The following is a 15,721-nucleotide window of genomic DNA, read 5'->3' as shown; positions in this document are numbered from 1 at the left end:
CTAATCTGCCGCTTTCCCCAGGATCACGTCCAGCCCTTTACGAACATTATCACCTTCAAAGATTCCATCCCGGATGCCCTCCGCATAGCCTGCAATGGACATCAGAGGCGTCTTCAGCTCATGAGACGCATTCTGAAAAAACTGCTTCTGTACCTCGTTAAACCTGTTCAGTTCGCCTGCCATCTCATATACCGTCTGTGCGACAGCGCCAATCTCACCGCCACCCCTGACCAGCTGCACATCCGTGAAATGACGTTCTTTGACCTTTTTTAGTTCCTGTTTCAGATTCATCAATGGCTGAATCAGCCTTTTCGTAATAAATAGACTCAGCAGGAACATCATCGCTCCAACGATAACGATTACCAGGATGAGCCGGCCCAGAAGAGCCTGTTCAATGGCTTTGATCTTGCTCATGGGAGTCAACAGGGTCAGAGTCCCTTGAGGAATGGGACTAACATCCATAACATAACGCCCGTCCGTTCCGGACCATAGGTCCTTGATGCTGGAGGACGTAACCGCTGTATACTGCTGCAAGTTGGTAGGCACTGCTTCAATCAATGTATCGCTACTCGCCTTTCCGGTTATTCCATTCACAGACAAAGTCGTACCCGACAGCACATTGCCGTTAAAATCGGTGACAAAAGCTTCAACATCGGCAGGAATGAGTGTTGTGGGAGCACTCGCAACCTCCCCTGTTACCAATTGGACGGACTGCAAACCCGTAATATTCGAATTAGGAAGAGTGACATTTCCAGTGGAAAGAACAGGACTCATTGCAAAATCACCCGCTTCAGTTATAGAAGCAGACATCGCGACACTTAATGTCTTAAGATCATTTTTCTCTGTCCCAATGAAATGATCCAACAGCACATAATGGAGTAGAACGGCCGTGACGGAGAGAATCAGAACCAGTGACAGGCCAAACGCTAGGTTGATTTGATGAACGAGTTTCATATTAAACTTCACTCCGATCTGTTCGCATACGATATCCGTGTCCCCACACGGACTCGACGGGAAGTTCCTCGATCTTTTTGCGAATCCGCTTAATTAAATGATCTACGGCACGGTCACTGCCAAAATAATCTTCCCCCAGACAAAGCTGAGCAGCTCGTCCCTGGTAAACGCACGATTCGGATGTTCAGCCAGTACCTTGAGCATAGTGAACTCTTTACTGGTCAGGTCCACTTCTTCCCGCGCCATATGGCGCGCCTCTCTTCCAACATTAATTGAAGCTCTCCGGCATCAATTCGTGGCGTCGCAGCGTCGCTTACAACCGCTTTTTCTCCCGCTCCGGTAATTCTAATCCAGCGTTCCAGCTGCCGCTTGATGCGGGCTACCAGCTCACGGGGGCTGAAAGGCTTCACCAAATAATCATCACTGCCCAACTCAAGGCCAAGGATCTTGTCCACCTCATTATCCTTTGCCGAGATCATAATAATGGGAACCTCTCCTTCATTACGGATGCGTTTGCATAATTCATAGCCATCCATGCCGGGAAGCATAATGTCCATCACCCACATGCTCGGTGGACTTATTCTATGTAAGGACCAGGCATCTTCCGCATTCGCAAGGCCTATCGTCCGAAAGTTCTCTTTGTGCAAATAAGCTTGAATCAGTGTGCGTATATTCTCGTCATCGTCTACAACCGCGATGAGGTAATCGTTATTCATGAACGGACCTCCAGTACTTTTCTCTATAGTGAGTATACCAAAGGTAGATGGAAGGAAAGAGCTTTGCCATTGTTTTTCCACAATTACACCAATATTGTGCCACACTCCTTCGGTAAATTGATAACTGTAAGACAAACCAAACCATAAGGAGTGTTACGAAATGAACTACAGTTTGAAATTCAGAAATGTTGCCCTGTCCGCCCTGCTGCTCACTGCGATCTCTGCACCGGTTGTCGCGAATGCCGACAGTGATGCAAACGCCAATGCTGCCACAAACGGAACAGCTACTTTGAAAGAAGCCAAATTCTCCATTGCAGCCTTCACAATGGCCAATCCAGTGGAACTGGCTAAAAAATACGCACCAGATACCGTAAGCGAATGGGAAAAAACGTTGGCCAATTATGATAAACTTCTTTCACAGACTTCTATGTCCGCTGGATTGGCCAGTTTGGTTGCTGTTGACATAGACTCTGACCAATGGAAGGGAACTTCCGAGAACGCCAAACCAGATGAGATGAAAGAAATGCAGACTTTGAAGATTGAGGGAGTAAAGGCCGTAAAAGCCGAACAAATACCTCATTCCGAAAGCAAGAACACCCTGTCTTTTTCGATCACCACAAGTAGTGCTGATCTGAAGAAATTAGTGGAAAACGCCAAACCTGGAGAGGCAGTAGCCATCAGCACCGTGGAACTTGACGAACAAACAACCGGAGTAACAAGCGCGGTAATCGCTGATGCAGAAACGTTTCAAATCAGCGGTGTTGATCCTACTGCCAGTGCATTCTTCAAAGCTCAGACTAACTTGAATAATGCTGTATCTGCCAAGGATTCAGCCGCAATCAAGACTTCTCTTGCCGAGCTGTTGAAGCAATATAAGGCACAAATTGTCGAACTGGAAGCTAATCAAGAGTAAACATAGAGATACATTTCCCGTCTCCTACATCAGTAAGCAAAGCTGGAAATCTCCATACGCTACAGAATGACCGGACGCCAACAACCAGCAAGCCTCCATATGGAGGCCTGCTGGTTGTTGGTTTATTGACTATAAGAAGAGCCTTTACTATTCGGTTTATTGTTCATTAACCCGGGTAACTACAAACGGCTCGTTCAGCGCCTGCAGAGCAGTGGTTAGTTCTTCAGCCGAAAGTCTGCCGCCAGCCGATATATGATATTGAAACTCATAGAATCCACCCAAGGTCGCTTTGAAATTCGTTTCCCAGTAATTCGTCATCAGCCAGGCATACGCTTCCGGTTGGGCATCAGATGCTTGCTGGGTGTGGACCTTTCTAGGCCCGTAATCCAGTGTTCCCCATTGAACAAGCGGCGTGTCCGGTACGGCAAGCAGCAAGCTGCGCTCGTTATCCTGCCAGGCGATGCCCGCCTGCACGGAGGAATAATCCAGGCAGGTTCCCGGAATCTGATCCTTCCAGGGGCGAACGAGGCCTCCCGGCTTATCGGCAAACAGGGTAACCGGCCCACTTCCTCCCGGGGTGAACGGCAGAGCCAGATATACGTTCTCCGGATTCCAAACACTTTCTTTATGGAACCGTGCCGAAATGTCCATTCTGTTTTGACGGGTATATATCCGCAGGAACAGTGAAAAATAGGCGATGCCTTTTAGCTGATAACCAAGCTCAACAGTAGCATACAGCGGTCCGTTATCTACCGCGCGGATAGAGATGAGCTGACCGACCGAACGCTCCACGTTTATACCCTTACGGTTGCGTCCCATTTTTGAACGGACACTCCATACCTGAGAAGCATCCAAAGGGTTCGACGGATTTGTCACCTCATAGATGGGTGTGAACGCCCCATACAGATCACCCGCTTGCATCAGATCGCGGCCTGTCTCCTTATCAATCCACGACACGATGCCGCGTTCTTTGGACCAAGTCAAGCGTACAAAAGGCGACTCCAGCCCGTTTTGAAAAACAGAGATCGGCCCTTGCAGCCCGCCCGGTGTTAAGGTGTACATATCCTCCATGTCGTACACCTGATCAGCGCCGATCAGCTTCGAATTGGAAGTTGATGTTAAGGAAGAAGACCCCTGCTGTGCTGCCTGAAGCGGGCGCAGGATCAGTATGCAGCTCTCCATCCCTTGAAGTTTAAGCTCCGCAATAATCGTCTGCGCGTGGGTGGACTGCTTAATCAGCACCTCTCCCGTGTCCTCCCGGATCACCTCCACTCCGTTCAACAGTTCATCCGGTTCCCAGCCTTCGAGCTTCAGCTCAACTAACTCGGTAACCTCTCGCTCGGACAGGTTCGTGACCTTGAAGCGGTAAGGACGCCCCGGGTACAAGGTAGCAGCGTTATCGGCCAGCAGCACCTGATCCAGCGCCCGGTAAGCAAGCCTGCTTGCCTCTGCAGCATGCGCCGTCTTGCGGACCTCCAGCAGCTGAACATTTTTGTGCCACGGTTCAAAAATAGAAGAATGATAACCCCATGTGTGTTCGGCATAGAGAGCCAGCGCCTGCTCCACAGCCTCAATTTCCTGGAGACTGACACTGTTTTGTTCGGGATCGAGCTTTTCCACCTTGCGGAGTGTCCGCTGTGCGTCCCGGTAAATCTGGGTGTGCATCGGTGTGGAGCTTACGCCATCCGACCACCAGTCCGGCCAATCCCCTTTATGCACCGGTAATCCATCTGTTCCTTCCTCCTTCAGCCGGGCAAAAAAGCCACTCAATGTGCTCATCTCTACGATAATTCTCTCACCGTTTTGCTGATTCCACGCTTCGATCCATTCTATGATTGCGCTGTTGGGCGATCCATTGTCTGTAGGCAGTCCGGACAGCATCACCGGCACAAAATCATACGGATACTGCTCGGCCTCAAGCTGGGCTAAATATCGATGGATGCGAGTATTGGCGATTTGATCGTGAATATTTGCCGGTTCAACAAGTCTATGGTTGAATTCATCACGAATCATGTATTTGCCCAGCGCACCAGGGCAGAAGCCGAGTTCGTTGCCAAGCATGTAGTGATCTCCATTCCAGACCAGCAGGCGTTCCCCGCTTGGGGCCTCCCACCAGAACGGAGAATGCTTGCGGCCCAGCGCATACATGCCGTGATGGGTATGTATACAGCTGAATAAATGCTGGATTCCGTTATCCAGCAGGCTGTCGGCATATCCCCAGCTGTAGCCATTGATATCCGCTGTCATCGCGCTGTCTATTTGGTGACCGATCGAGCCGGCATATGTCTGAGCCTTGCTGTGTATTTTGTTCAGCAACTGCTGGTCGGGAAGCTCAGTCATATTCAGATACGTGCCGGACAGCTCGATATCGCCGCGCCGCACGGCATCGGCAAATGCAGCTTTTTCCTCGTCCCGGCCTGCTTCAGGAATTGTTCCACGGCCCAGAAGGTCTCACAGGTCCAGCGGAACCCTTTCCACTCGGGCTTTACGCCGTTTTGAGAATTATTAACAATACGCAGCGCCTGACAGATAAAGTCGACATGATATTGTTCAATCTTTTCCTGCCTGTCGGTATAACCAAGGTCTGTGTGAGAATGGTGAATGACGTATATTTTCCATTTTCGTTCAAGCGTCGGGATGGCGGCTTGCTTGATTTGTTGTTCGAGCGTCATATTTATTTTCTCCTTTGTTGGTCGAATAGGTATTTTTTACGAGCTGGAAAATCCCGTGAAACACGTGCTCCTGCATTTGCTTCTCATGGTACAGAGGAATCACCTCGGGCAAGAGCGCTTCTGAAAGCGCCTCGCCAAACAAATCATAGGTGCCCGCAATCTGTCCGCCCAGGATCAGACGGGCGGGGCGAAACTCTTCCACATACGGACGAAGCATTTCTCCTAGCCGCTGGCCGTAAAGCTGCCATACAAGGGTGGCGGAGGAACCCCCTGTCTTGCCGCTATGGCCAGATCGTACACGTCTTCGCCCTCCTTTCGAGCATCATGGCTGTCCGCCAAAGCTAAAATCCCTCGGCTTCCGAACAGATCATCCACGGTTTCTCCCTTGTACTTCTCTGCATATAACATGCCTGAGTCAGGAATTCCCCATTTCCCGCTAACCATAGAGCCGTTCTCAACAAAGCCGGAGCCTAGGCCCGTTCCAAGGGTAAGGCACAGCAACCTGTCCTGTGGAAAAAGCCGACTGACCCCTAGGGCGAACATAGCAGCATCATTGCCAAAACAAATATTTGCGGCGGCAAGCCGGGTCATCCATGTAGGAGCAGAGTGTTCCGCTGCAAGTGCCGTTAATTTGCGCCGCAGCAGCGTTTTTAAATTGCGTTCATAGAGCTGCTCGTATTTATTCAATCCCTGAATACGGGAAACACCTGTTTCGTATTCAAAAGGCCCAGGGAAAGCAAAGCCGATATGAAAGTTGGGAAATCCGACCGCGGTCTCTTTATCGGAGCTAAGCTGCTCCATGTAGGCAACGTATCCGGCGGCAAGCTCCTGAATCACATCGGCCAGGTTGGCGGCAATTTCATACGCACTGCTGTTGGAGCGGGACGACCTTTTGACATAAAATTGAGGCAAAAGATCCCCGTCACTCAGTACGCCACCCTTCAAGAAAGTCCCGCCTGCATCAATGGCGATCGTGACGTCAGGATTCATAAGTGTCCACCAGATTTCCAGTGATGCGGAAGCAGAGGCATATTCCACTCTGGCGAAACCTGTGCCCGGATCAGGGTGCACGATCGGTCACCCAAAGACTCCATTCGGAAGCCTCCAACGGAGGCGGGAACGATATACGCTTCTGCGTACCCCCATTCCACAGCCGCTGCCTCATCATCAAGCGGAGTGAGCCTCACCCGGTCGCCTTCTACGAGGTTGAACATGACAAACTCTCCAAACGTATCGTCAATCCACTCTCCGTCCAGCTTTAATCTTTTGACCTGAAAAAGCAGATCCTCCCGTTCACCCAGCAGCTCTTCGCTGCTGGCTCCCTGTACCCGGCACTCCCTTGGAACCGCTATCAAATGTTCCTGAACGTATTGGGTGTCAAATTGTTCCTTCATGTTGGGTCTGGCATGATCGCTGTTGATCGGTCGCGGCCGACCGTCTCTATCGACCCGCAAATGGTCGTAAATTTTGAAGGTAAACCACCAGGTTGTCGAAGAGATCTCCAGCACCAGATTGTTTTTGCCCGAAAAATGTACGGCTCCAGGCGGGATCAGGAACAGGTCGCCCTTATTCGCATCTAGGATATTCACATATTCTTCGACCTTTAGCGGTTTTCCCGAGGAATGGGCGGATTCAACCGCCTGAAGCAGCTCCTCCCCGGTTGTTCCCTCCGTGAAGCCCAGCCCCACAAAAGGTTTGGCGCCCTCCTTCTGCTCCATAATGTAATAGGATTCCTGCTGTGTCATCGTTTCATTGAAGGTCTGCTCGATGTAAACCTGCTGAGGGTGGACCTGCACAGACAGATGATCCCCGTCTATCGTATCGAGATAATCAAACCGGATCGGAAAATAGTCACCGAACAGCCGTACATTTCGCTCCCCCATAATTGCCTCAGGATGAGCCGACAGAAGCAGTGGAAAAGGAAGATCCAATATAAAATCCCGATAGCCGATTAAAAGCGTGTTCTCCGGTGCGATCGGTTCAAAACCCCAGGCGCAGTTATTCCATTCCCGGGCAGGCCGCACAGCTCTTTCAAATACTGTCCACCCCAAATTCCCGGTGCAAAGAATGGTTTTACTCGAAAAGGCTGCCGGGCTACTGAAGCCAACAGTCGGCGCAGCATGGGAACGGTGACCAGAACGGGCCGTTCCTGGTTGTTCGTATCCACATAGTAGTCAAAATCGTACAAGCGACGTCTCCGATATTCCTCCCAAACGGGCCACTCCAAAAACAACGCCTGTTTGTAGGTTTCAACCGTATCCCGACATGGGCCTAATCCTAGCGAACCCATCCCCTGCTGGTGCAGATACTGCTGAGCCTCTCTGGATAAGTCGCAAAAAGAGAAACGTTGGCCGGAGCTGATACTCTAGAAAGGAAATCAGAGCCTGGCCCAAAGGTCACAACGATGGGGGCCAACTGATCTGCCTTGGGTGACTGGGCCTCTGCATTTTCAGCGGAATTATACAGCTGCAATTGATGTTCTACATCACTGAGCCAAACCGACTGAGCATCTGGCTGGAAATAATCCTCGACGCTGACGTCCGAGGCCACAACGCCAAAAGCCCGGTTATCCGTCAGGTAAGGGTGAAACTGCTGTAGCAAATCTGCTGAAGGTTTCAAATAATCAGCGCTATCTATTTCAATGATTATCCTGTTCTCCTGACGGCAGCGCGATCGGAGCTTTTCCAGACACTCGCTGAATGCGGCGCCATACGTACCGTCCATATTAATATAAAAGGGTAGCGAACTGCTCCGGGCACAGTCGGGCCAAATTTGACCAAGCCATTCTTCATACCCATTCCAGATCCCGGGTTCTGTCTCTTGGTCGGGCCGAAGCCGAATGAAATTGACTGGATTGGCATGAAAGGGCAAGGGGGCTATTCGGGGCATGTTTAAACCTCCAACTCTCTATCGATTTATGTCATCATTCTATAGGGAGTTGGAGATGGTGTCTTTAAACGATCAAGCTGTGTTTTTGTACAATCAGGACATTTGGGGTGGGTAATACATTTTGCCAGAACGGCCTTCGGCAAACTGAATGCGGCGGAATTTAGCCGGGGAAACGCCAAGCTCACGGGTAAATATTCGGGTAAAATAGTGTACGGATTGGAACCCGCACTGGATGGCGATATCTTTAATTGGCGTCTGTTCATTTAACAGGAGCCAAGCGGCATTCTGCACACGTCGTTCCTGAATGTAGTGGACGAAGGACTGCCCAGATTCTCCTGAAACAATCGGGTTAGATGACGCGACGAAATGTGGAGGTGTCTCGACACCGTCATAAGTGTAAGCTCATTGATCAAATTATCATCAACATACCGTTTAGCCTGGCGGAACAACGTATTGGGTTCCACGGGTTGCTCTCCTGTATCGGCCGAGTCTGTTCTGGCAGGAACGTGCAAATCCGCTATGGATAACAGAAGAGAAGCGGAAATTTGCTTTACAGCAAGAGGAAGAGTTGCCCCGGGTAAGTCGAAAGAAGCGATGAGCGCTTGCCATAAATGCCCAGTCGGCGTAAGGTCCGCTTGCTGGGCTACGCTTTGCCCAAGCTCGGCAAGACGACGGAAGGATTCGGTATAATAAGCATCGGTGTGTGCTTCATCCAGTTCAAAAGCAACATAACAAAGCGTCAACCCAGTCTGGCTGCGGATTTGATGCCATGTGCCTGGAAGAGATAGAAAAGCTGTTCCTTTAGTTAAAGCGTAATGCTGATTCTGTTCTATGTAGCTTCCTTCACCGTCCACCACATAACAGGCCTCGAAAAAGGAATGCCGGTGGAAGGCATTGTCGAAATGATCGGGCATGAATCCCCAGTACAAAATGGATAAGGAAAGCCCCGTCTGCTCCACTTTTGTAATATAACGATTGCATATGTGATTGGCCCGGCGAAAGCTGGCTTCGATGGTCATGACGATCCTCTCCCTTCAAGCTCTCATTATACGTTTGCATAGCCAAAAGGCAAACCGGAAGTCGGTCTGCCCTTTTGAATATTTTTAAACTAGGTAAATCAGATTTGTCCGTTGAGAAATACGTTAATAATCTGCTAAATAAAACAGCTGCCTCAGCTCGCGTCAGATTACATTTCGGATTTAGTCGTCGTATCGGAGACCTCTGGCAAATGAGTTTTGATTTTGGAAAGAAAAGTGGTACCCGCAATCATGAAATCATCAATTATTCAAAACAGAGGAATGAACTCTTGTTATATTTCAACGCAATGCTTTCCGAAACCGAAAGAAGTAAAGGCTAAAATAAAAAAAAGCCGCTAAATTAGCGACTTTTTCTGGTATATGTTTTGTACCGCAAATATCCCTATTACCCATCTCTATAATCTACGAATCTATTGACGGTGAACAAGAACTTGTACTTGTGTACCGCCCTTTTGATCCCCAGCAATTTACACAATAAGAAAATGTTATAAAGGAATTGAGTGTCCATCTGCAGAAAAGCGCGTCTCAATCTCCAACGATCAAGTTATTAATAGCAAGATACCGACCTTCAAGTCGCTATCTTGCTATTAATAGTACCTCGTTTACTCTAAGCTCTCTATGCAGTATAACCACGTGAGCCTTGAGTAGGTGGATTCCATTCTTCATCTTGTCCAGTCGTTCAAGCAGACGGTCATTACAATTAAGCGCCTCTTCAGCGCAATTGTCTTGCACGAAGGTCGCTCATGAAGTCTTCGGCAAGTTTAAGTGGGACCAGTTGTTCGGGATTGCGTCCGCTCAGAATCCAGAAAAATGTCGGTCCAATCAACAAGGCTGTGGCCTGATCGATTGGAATTGGAAGTGTGTCCTCCCCTAGCGCGCGCTCAATCACGACCCGGGCGCTGTCGCCGAGCAGGTCCTTCGCAGAGAGCAGTTCCCCACGGCAGAGTCGTGCTGTGCTTCACCCAGGAGAGCCCGATAAGCGGCGCCTGCCGGCGAGTGCGTAAGGAAGCGAACGAGTGCTTCCAGGTACGCTCTTAGATCATCCAACGGAGTCCCTGTGGGACTAATCTCCAATTCTTCCTCGGCATCGGCTACACTGGCCTCGAAGAGGATTTCCGCTTTGTGTGACCACCAACGATACAAAGTCTGCCGGGACACTCCTGCTCTTTCGGAGATGCCCTTCATCGTCATTGCCGCATATCCGACCTCGACCAAGAGGTCATCAACCGCATCCAAAATAGCCGCCCTCGCTTGCTCACTTCGGGGACGACCGCCATGATAATGTTCTTTTTTCATGTCTCAACTATACACGGAGACAGTCCTCTTGTCCAATTCCAAACCACATATGTGGACACAGTGTCTCGTATATGATATATTTTCGGTGCACGGTGACTCGAAACTGTGTCGATCATTTCAATTGATGCCCTAAGAGGGCTACGAAGGAGATAACAATTATTATGCGCATATCTACGGCTAGAGTGGCACATACGTACAACTGCCCAACAACATTGAACGGCAAAGTCGTCGAGCTCGCGAAGTCGTTCGCGGCTACACTCTCCTATGACCAGCTCCGCGATTTGAACCAGGACTATTCGCTGAGGAATGTAATGAACTGGTCGAACTATCCCCAGGCAACGATGGGTCACCACGGCCGAAACGGTCTGCGGATCGGCACCCTCTCGGAAGAACAATGGACATCGCTGAACGTCTTACTCGCGGCGGCTACCGGTTCAGGCAAGAACAAGGGCTATGACGAGATCCAACAGATCCTTAATGCCGACGACTATCTTCGTGATTACGGTGTGACCCGGGACTACGGGCGGGAGAACTTCTACGTTGCCTTCCTTGGTACGCCATCCGATTCGGGGACATGGGAGCTGCAATTCGGCGGACACCACCTCGCAGTCGCCAACACTTACACAGATGGTAACCTCGTTGGAGCAACCCCCTCGTTCCGTGGTATTGAACCGTTCTCGACCTTCGAGTACAACGGCATAAGCAATCAACCCCAGCAGCAGGCACAGAGAACATTCGTAGCTCTACTCGCCTCATTTGACAATGACCAGTTAGCCTTATCCAGACTCCGCGACAAGTACCGGGATCTCTTGCTGGGCCCAGGCAAGGATTGGGCGTTCCCTACGACGGCTGAGGGCATTCGGGGTTCCGAATTACGCGAAGACCAGAGAGCCCTGCTGCTAGCAGCGATTGAAACCTATGTCAGCAGCATCGACGACGAGAACGCTGCGAGAATCCTCGCTGGCTATGAGGACGAGCTCGATTTCACGTACGTCGCTTATTCGGGCTCAACCTCCGTGAGTAAACCGAAGGACTATATCCGTATCGACGGTCCTTCGGTGTGGATCGAGTTTTCTATGCACAGCGGTATAATCCTTTCAGACCCACATCCACACGCTGTGTGGCGCGACAAGAACACGGACTATGGTGGGAATGCCTTCTAAAACAAACTTGCCCATTGGCGATCACGCAACACTGATTGATGATGCTCCAAACCCGCTCGTCACTAAGCCGACATTCGCTCACGTCATGCATCCATAGGTCTTCCCACGCGTCTTGTCCCTACTCCAAAATAATTACTAGACACATTGTATTGTAACTGTTATATTAAGTTACACAGTGTCTCGTAATTGTCAGAAGCGGACATTGTCGTGAATCCTGACAATGCGAGTAACCGTAAAAAAATATGAAGTGTAGCCTGTGGAAGGGCTACAAGGAGGTAACACAGATGAATGTATTTATTACTGGAGCAACGGGATGGATTGGATCGGCCACCGTAGATGAGTTGCTGAGAGCAGGCTACAAGGTCGTCGGACTGGCTCGGTCGGACGTCTCTGCGGCTTCACTTGAAGAAAAAGGCGCGACTGCACTGCGCGGGGATCTCGATGACCTCGACGTCCTCCGCCGGGGGCGTCCGAAGCTGAGGCTGTCATCCACCTGGCGAACAAGCATGACTGGGCGAATCCTACGGAGTCGGATCGTGCTGAACGGGCTGCAGTCGAAACTCTCGCCGAGACACTGATCGGTACTGACCGGCCTTTCATAGTCGCTAATGCCATCTCCGGTCTGGTTCAAGGGCGTCCGGTGTTGGAGGTTGACCCGTCCCCAGCTGTGGGCCCGGGCTCTGACAGGGGCGGCTCCGAGAATCTTGCTCTCGACTACGTTGGTCGCGGAGTGCGGACCATTATCACCCGGTTCGCTCCAACCGTCCACGGGACTGGAGATTGGGGATTCATTAATTTCCTAATGTCCGCAGCCCGCAAGCAGGGCGTGTCCGGGTACATCGGTGACGGTTCCAACGCTTGGTCTGCAGTGCACCGTTCCGACGCAGCCCGGCTCCTCCGGCTGGGACTCGAAAAGGCGCCGGCCGGATCGCGTCTACATGCGATCGCAGAGGAAACCATCACCACTCGAGCGATCGCCGAAGCAATCGGGCGCACCCTCGACATCCCGGTAGCCTCGATTGCAGCAGAAGACGCCGATGCGCACTTCGGATTGGTCGGCAGCTTCTTTAAACTATCCATGACCGGCTCCAGTGCACATACTCGCGAACTTCTCGGATGGACGCCAGCTTCGCCAACTCTGATTGATGACATCATGGCTGGTGCGTACAAGCATGTCGGAAAACCATAAGTGCCCCAAAGATAGTTTCTCCAGTTGCCGTGAAAACGTCACGACAACGGGGGCTGATTCTGGCCTGCGTTTGCGTGTGTATCATCCTGGTCGTTGGCCTTGTTGCCGCCATCAATCTGGCGGTTCCAATGCTCTCGGTCAGCGGGCTGCATCCGAGTTCATCGGAGCTGCTGTGGATCGTTGACGCAAGTGTCATCGTCTTCGCTTGCCTGGTTACTCCGGGCGGTGCGGCCGTTCACCACTTTTTGTCACTTTATAATTTCCTTTAATCCCAATATTATGGATACATCAATACGATAATGTTCTTGTCATCCTACATTAAAAGATCCGATTGCGCTCAGAATCAGCAATCGGATCTTTTGTATAATAATTATTGTTCAGCCAATTTCAGAAAATACTCTGAGGCCAGACGGACAGCCAGGATACTCGCACTATTGAGGGAATTATCAAATATAACAACACGGTTGTTTTTTACAGCCTCCAGTGAATTCCATACCTTCGAAGATTCCTTTTCCTTCACTGCTGCCTTTGCAACGTCAATATCATGCTGGATAATAATATAATCGGGATTCATGTCGTATAGCCCTTCCAGCGTAAGCGACTCACCACCCTCAGGATACCCCTTCGGTGCCAACAACCCAAAGCCCGCAGTTTGATTATAGTACATTGTATTTTTAGATCCTTGAGCATAAAAATTTGCTTTTCCATCAACCCGCAACAAGGCAAAGGTCTTATCCTCAAGAGTACCTAAATGCTTTTTCGTATTTGCTATCATTTCTTGGGTTTCCTTAATCAGTTCTTTCGCCAACTTCTCTTTTTCAACAACTTCAGCAAGAAGCATCGTCGTTTTGTCCCAGGTATCCGTGTAGTCGATTAAGATGACTGGAGCAATCTTGTTCAACTCATCATAAATGGTGTCCACAGACCCCTTGAAGGTTACAATTACATCAGGCTGAGCGGTAATAATCTTTTCCAAATTCGCTGAGTCGCTTCCCAAATCAATAATATCAGCAGATTTGGCGTAAGGCTGTAACGTAGCAAACTTTTCCAATGCTTCCCCCGCGCTGATTGATGCGATTGGAGGAGTATCCAAAGCAAAAAAGTAATCCAAGTATAAGGGATGAAGCACCGCTATACGCTCTGGTCGTTTCTCAAGCACCACTCCATTGTCGCTGGCATCCTTAATGGTTCTTGGCCATCCTTCACCCTCGATCTTGCTGGGTTCAGGAGTAACTGCAACGGGCGTTTCGGAACATCCAGCCAGTATCCCCCTGCAAATACAATTACAGATAAAATCAATCCTGTTAGTCTTTTCATATGTTCTCCCCTACGATACGTTATCCATATTGTGTGTACCCATGCTCTCGCTCTAAAAATAAAAAAACAGTAATGACCTATGAACCCTCCAAATGATCACGCAACGTTTCCCCGGTATATTCACTTCTGAACAAACCTCTTTCAACCAACTTTGGAATCAGCTTTTCAAAGAATATCTTCATCGATTTTTCTGAACCGCCTGGCAGGGCGATGAACCCATCTATAGCACCAGCCTCAACCCGCTCAATAATATCATTCATTACCGTCTTGACTGTCCCCACAGATACCCAATGGGCAGATCCGACAACCTCCGGCCGGTCCAGAATCTCCTTCACTGTAGGCTGATATTTTGTAATATATCGACGCAACAGCTCAGCATGTGTACGGCTGCGGACAGCATGATCAGGATCTGGAAGCATATCTTCGGTTACGCGTTGATCCAAGGAACAACCACTTAAATCCAGGCCCATTAACGATTGGAGAGAGGCATGTCTGCGCTCAAGACTTAAATGGGCATGAGCAGCCTTATGTAATTCAAGCGCTTCTTCGTGCGTATCGGCAAGGAAAAAATATAACCCCGGCAAAACTTTAATCGTGTTCGGATCGCGCCCATGTTCTACAGCCCTTTTTCTCAAATCACTTCGCAATTCCACGCCTGATTCCAGATCTGGCATTGCCGCAAAAATAGCATCCGCTACGGAAGAGGCAAAATTCCGTCCAATATCCGAAGCTCCCGCTTGAAACAAAGGAATGCTTCCCGATGGATGAGAAGGTAGAGTTAACGGCCCTTTTACGCTGAAAAATTCACCGGAATGATGAATAGCATTCACTTTTTCCTTATCAGAAAACATGCCTGACTCACGGTCAATAACGATAGCCTCACTCGGAAAACTATCCCAAAGTTTGCATACCACATCCGTAAATTCTATTGCCTTCGCATACCGTTCTTCCGGGGATGGCATTGGAGAGTTGCCGAAATTATCGGCGCCCTCAATAGAAGTGACAATATTCCAGCCGGCACGTCCATTGCTTAGCCAGTTCAAGGATTGAAGCTGCCGAGCAACAATATACGGTGGATTAAACGTCGTAGAAATGGTCGTAACCAGTCCGATCCGATCGGTTTCACGAGCTATAGCTGCAAAAAACAAAGTAGGGTCCGGGCTGCCGAAATTAGAAGAATCGCCTAACATCTGCGGGCTAATATATAGATAATCCGCTCTGAAAAGAAAATCGAGCTTTGAGTTCTCCGCCATTTTCGCCCAATGAATATAATAGTCAATGGATCCCGTTTGCTCCACTCCGCTATCCCGGTGTCGCCACCCGTCGCCTTTATTCCACGTTGCATTTAAGGACAATCCAATACATAGTTGTCTGTTTGAACTCATTTCTACCAACCTTTCTTATCATTGATTTGCTCCTAGAAAGCCCTCCGGTCAAATCCAGCCTCTATTTAATAATAATAATAATGATTCTCATTATCAAAACAAAGTTTAGCAAGGATTTAATCAAATTTGAATACACAAGTTACAAATCCGATATGCACAATTATCTAAACTTTGGTTGAGTGGCAAAAGG

21 protein-coding genes and 1 pseudogene are annotated in these 15,721 nt (G+C 49.5%); 6 read left to right on the top strand and 16 right to left on the bottom strand.

Annotated features, from left to right (window positions below; translation table 11 throughout):
- The 3 genes and pseudogenes from ACTWJ7_RS17060 to ACTWJ7_RS17050 form a co-directional block, all read right to left on the bottom strand.
- Positions 1–954, bottom strand: a complete 954-nt coding sequence (locus tag ACTWJ7_RS17060) for a histidine kinase dimerization/phospho-acceptor domain-containing protein (protein WP_443145667.1) — start codon at positions 952–954, stop codon at positions 1–3.
- Between the two features lies 1 nt (position 955).
- Positions 956–1,158, bottom strand: a pseudogene (locus tag ACTWJ7_RS17055) (winged helix-turn-helix domain-containing protein).
- A gap of 17 nt (positions 1,159–1,175) precedes the next feature.
- The gene (locus ACTWJ7_RS17050; protein ID WP_443145666.1) at positions 1,176–1,670 is read right to left on the bottom strand and encodes a response regulator transcription factor; all 495 of its coding nucleotides are present in this window, start codon (positions 1,668–1,670) and stop codon (positions 1,176–1,178) included.
- Positions 1,671–1,830: 160 nt separating this feature from the next.
- Between ACTWJ7_RS17050 and ACTWJ7_RS17045 the strand changes: the two genes are divergently transcribed.
- Entirely contained in the window at positions 1,831–2,583 is a 753-nt protein-coding gene (locus ACTWJ7_RS17045; protein WP_301877185.1) for a hypothetical protein, read from the top strand.
- Positions 2,584–2,739: 156 nt separating this feature from the next.
- On the opposite strand, the gene ACTWJ7_RS17040 is transcribed toward ACTWJ7_RS17045, so the two are convergent.
- The 9 genes from ACTWJ7_RS17040 to ACTWJ7_RS17000 form a co-directional block, all read right to left on the bottom strand.
- Entirely contained in the window at positions 2,740–4,965 is a 2,226-nt protein-coding gene (locus ACTWJ7_RS17040; RefSeq protein WP_443145665.1) for a glycoside hydrolase family 38 N-terminal domain-containing protein, read from the bottom strand.
- On the bottom strand, positions 4,926–5,255 hold the full coding sequence (locus tag ACTWJ7_RS17035) for a hypothetical protein (RefSeq protein WP_443145664.1): 330 nt from the start codon (positions 5,253–5,255) through the stop codon (positions 4,926–4,928). The genes ACTWJ7_RS17040 and ACTWJ7_RS17035 overlap by 40 nt, the downstream gene beginning before the upstream one ends.
- Entirely contained in the window at positions 5,209–5,472 is a 264-nt protein-coding gene (locus ACTWJ7_RS17030) for a hypothetical protein (RefSeq protein ID WP_443145663.1), read from the bottom strand. Before ACTWJ7_RS17030 ends, ACTWJ7_RS17035 begins: the two co-directional genes overlap by 47 nt.
- 5 nt (positions 5,473–5,477) lie before the next feature.
- Positions 5,478–6,245, bottom strand: coding sequence for an ROK family protein (locus ACTWJ7_RS17025; RefSeq protein ID WP_443145662.1), 768 nt, complete (start codon positions 6,243–6,245; stop codon positions 5,478–5,480).
- A complete protein-coding gene (locus tag ACTWJ7_RS17020; RefSeq protein WP_443145661.1) occupies positions 6,242–7,138 on the bottom strand; it encodes a class I mannose-6-phosphate isomerase in 897 nt (298 codons plus the stop codon). The genes ACTWJ7_RS17025 and ACTWJ7_RS17020 overlap by 4 nt, the downstream gene beginning before the upstream one ends.
- A 68-nt stretch (positions 7,139–7,206) precedes the next feature.
- Entirely contained in the window at positions 7,207–7,545 is a 339-nt protein-coding gene (locus tag ACTWJ7_RS17015) for a hypothetical protein (RefSeq protein ID WP_443145660.1), read from the bottom strand.
- Positions 7,533–8,144, bottom strand: coding sequence for a hypothetical protein (locus tag ACTWJ7_RS17010; protein ID WP_443145659.1), 612 nt, complete (start codon positions 8,142–8,144; stop codon positions 7,533–7,535). Before ACTWJ7_RS17010 ends, ACTWJ7_RS17015 begins: the two co-directional genes overlap by 13 nt.
- Positions 8,145–8,237: 93 nt before the next feature.
- Positions 8,238–8,435, bottom strand: a complete 198-nt coding sequence (locus ACTWJ7_RS17005) for a helix-turn-helix domain-containing protein (protein WP_443145658.1) — start codon at positions 8,433–8,435, stop codon at positions 8,238–8,240.
- Complete coding sequence (locus ACTWJ7_RS17000; protein ID WP_443145657.1) at positions 8,408–9,163, bottom strand: AraC family ligand binding domain-containing protein; 756 nt, start codon at positions 9,161–9,163, stop codon at positions 8,408–8,410. Before ACTWJ7_RS17000 ends, ACTWJ7_RS17005 begins: the two co-directional genes overlap by 28 nt.
- Positions 9,164–9,237: 74 nt before the next feature.
- On the opposite strand from ACTWJ7_RS17000, the gene ACTWJ7_RS16995 reads away from it, so the two are divergent.
- Entirely contained in the window at positions 9,238–9,501 is a 264-nt protein-coding gene (locus ACTWJ7_RS16995) for a hypothetical protein (RefSeq protein WP_443145656.1), read from the top strand.
- Between the two features lie 392 nt (positions 9,502–9,893).
- Here the strand turns inward: ACTWJ7_RS16995 and ACTWJ7_RS16990 are convergent, their stop codons facing one another.
- Entirely contained in the window at positions 9,894–10,070 is a 177-nt protein-coding gene (locus tag ACTWJ7_RS16990) for a hypothetical protein (RefSeq protein ID WP_443145655.1), read from the bottom strand.
- Entirely contained in the window at positions 10,067–10,396 is a 330-nt protein-coding gene (locus ACTWJ7_RS16985) for a TetR/AcrR family transcriptional regulator (RefSeq protein ID WP_443145654.1), read from the bottom strand. The genes ACTWJ7_RS16990 and ACTWJ7_RS16985 overlap by 4 nt, the downstream gene beginning before the upstream one ends.
- A gap of 242 nt (positions 10,397–10,638) precedes the next feature.
- On the opposite strand from ACTWJ7_RS16985, the gene ACTWJ7_RS16980 reads away from it, so the two are divergent.
- The 4 genes from ACTWJ7_RS16980 (at position 10,639) to ACTWJ7_RS16965 (ending at position 13,013) form a co-directional block, all read left to right on the top strand.
- Positions 10,639–11,640, top strand: coding sequence for a DUF3500 domain-containing protein (locus ACTWJ7_RS16980; RefSeq protein WP_301877200.1), 1,002 nt, complete (start codon positions 10,639–10,641; stop codon positions 11,638–11,640).
- Positions 11,641–11,882: 242 nt separating this feature from the next.
- Positions 11,883–12,218 (top strand): NAD-dependent epimerase/dehydratase family protein, encoded by a 336-nt coding sequence (locus ACTWJ7_RS16975; protein WP_443145653.1) that lies wholly within the window; start codon positions 11,883–11,885, stop codon positions 12,216–12,218.
- Between the two features lie 224 nt (positions 12,219–12,442).
- The gene (locus tag ACTWJ7_RS16970; protein WP_443145652.1) at positions 12,443–12,829 is read left to right on the top strand and encodes a hypothetical protein; all 387 of its coding nucleotides are present in this window, start codon (positions 12,443–12,445) and stop codon (positions 12,827–12,829) included.
- Complete coding sequence (locus tag ACTWJ7_RS16965) at positions 12,813–13,013, top strand: hypothetical protein (RefSeq protein ID WP_301247696.1); 201 nt, start codon at positions 12,813–12,815, stop codon at positions 13,011–13,013. The genes ACTWJ7_RS16970 and ACTWJ7_RS16965 overlap by 17 nt, the downstream gene beginning before the upstream one ends.
- 186 nt (positions 13,014–13,199) lie before the next feature.
- Here the strand turns inward: ACTWJ7_RS16965 and ACTWJ7_RS16960 are convergent, their stop codons facing one another.
- A complete protein-coding gene (locus tag ACTWJ7_RS16960; RefSeq protein ID WP_443145651.1) occupies positions 13,200–13,991 on the bottom strand; it encodes an ABC transporter substrate-binding protein in 792 nt (263 codons plus the stop codon).
- A gap of 232 nt (positions 13,992–14,223) precedes the next feature.
- Entirely contained in the window at positions 14,224–15,531 is a 1,308-nt protein-coding gene (locus ACTWJ7_RS16955; RefSeq protein ID WP_301877203.1) for an NtaA/DmoA family FMN-dependent monooxygenase, read from the bottom strand.
- Positions 15,532–15,721 lie beyond the last annotated feature (190 nt).

Source organism: Paenibacillus sp. 1A_MP2, assembly GCF_052244825.1.
Lineage (GTDB): Bacteria > Bacillota > Bacilli > Paenibacillales > Paenibacillaceae > Paenibacillus > Paenibacillus vandeheii.
The sequence above is the reverse complement of the archived record's forward strand: the minus strand, read 5'-3'. Positions and strand labels throughout refer to the sequence as shown.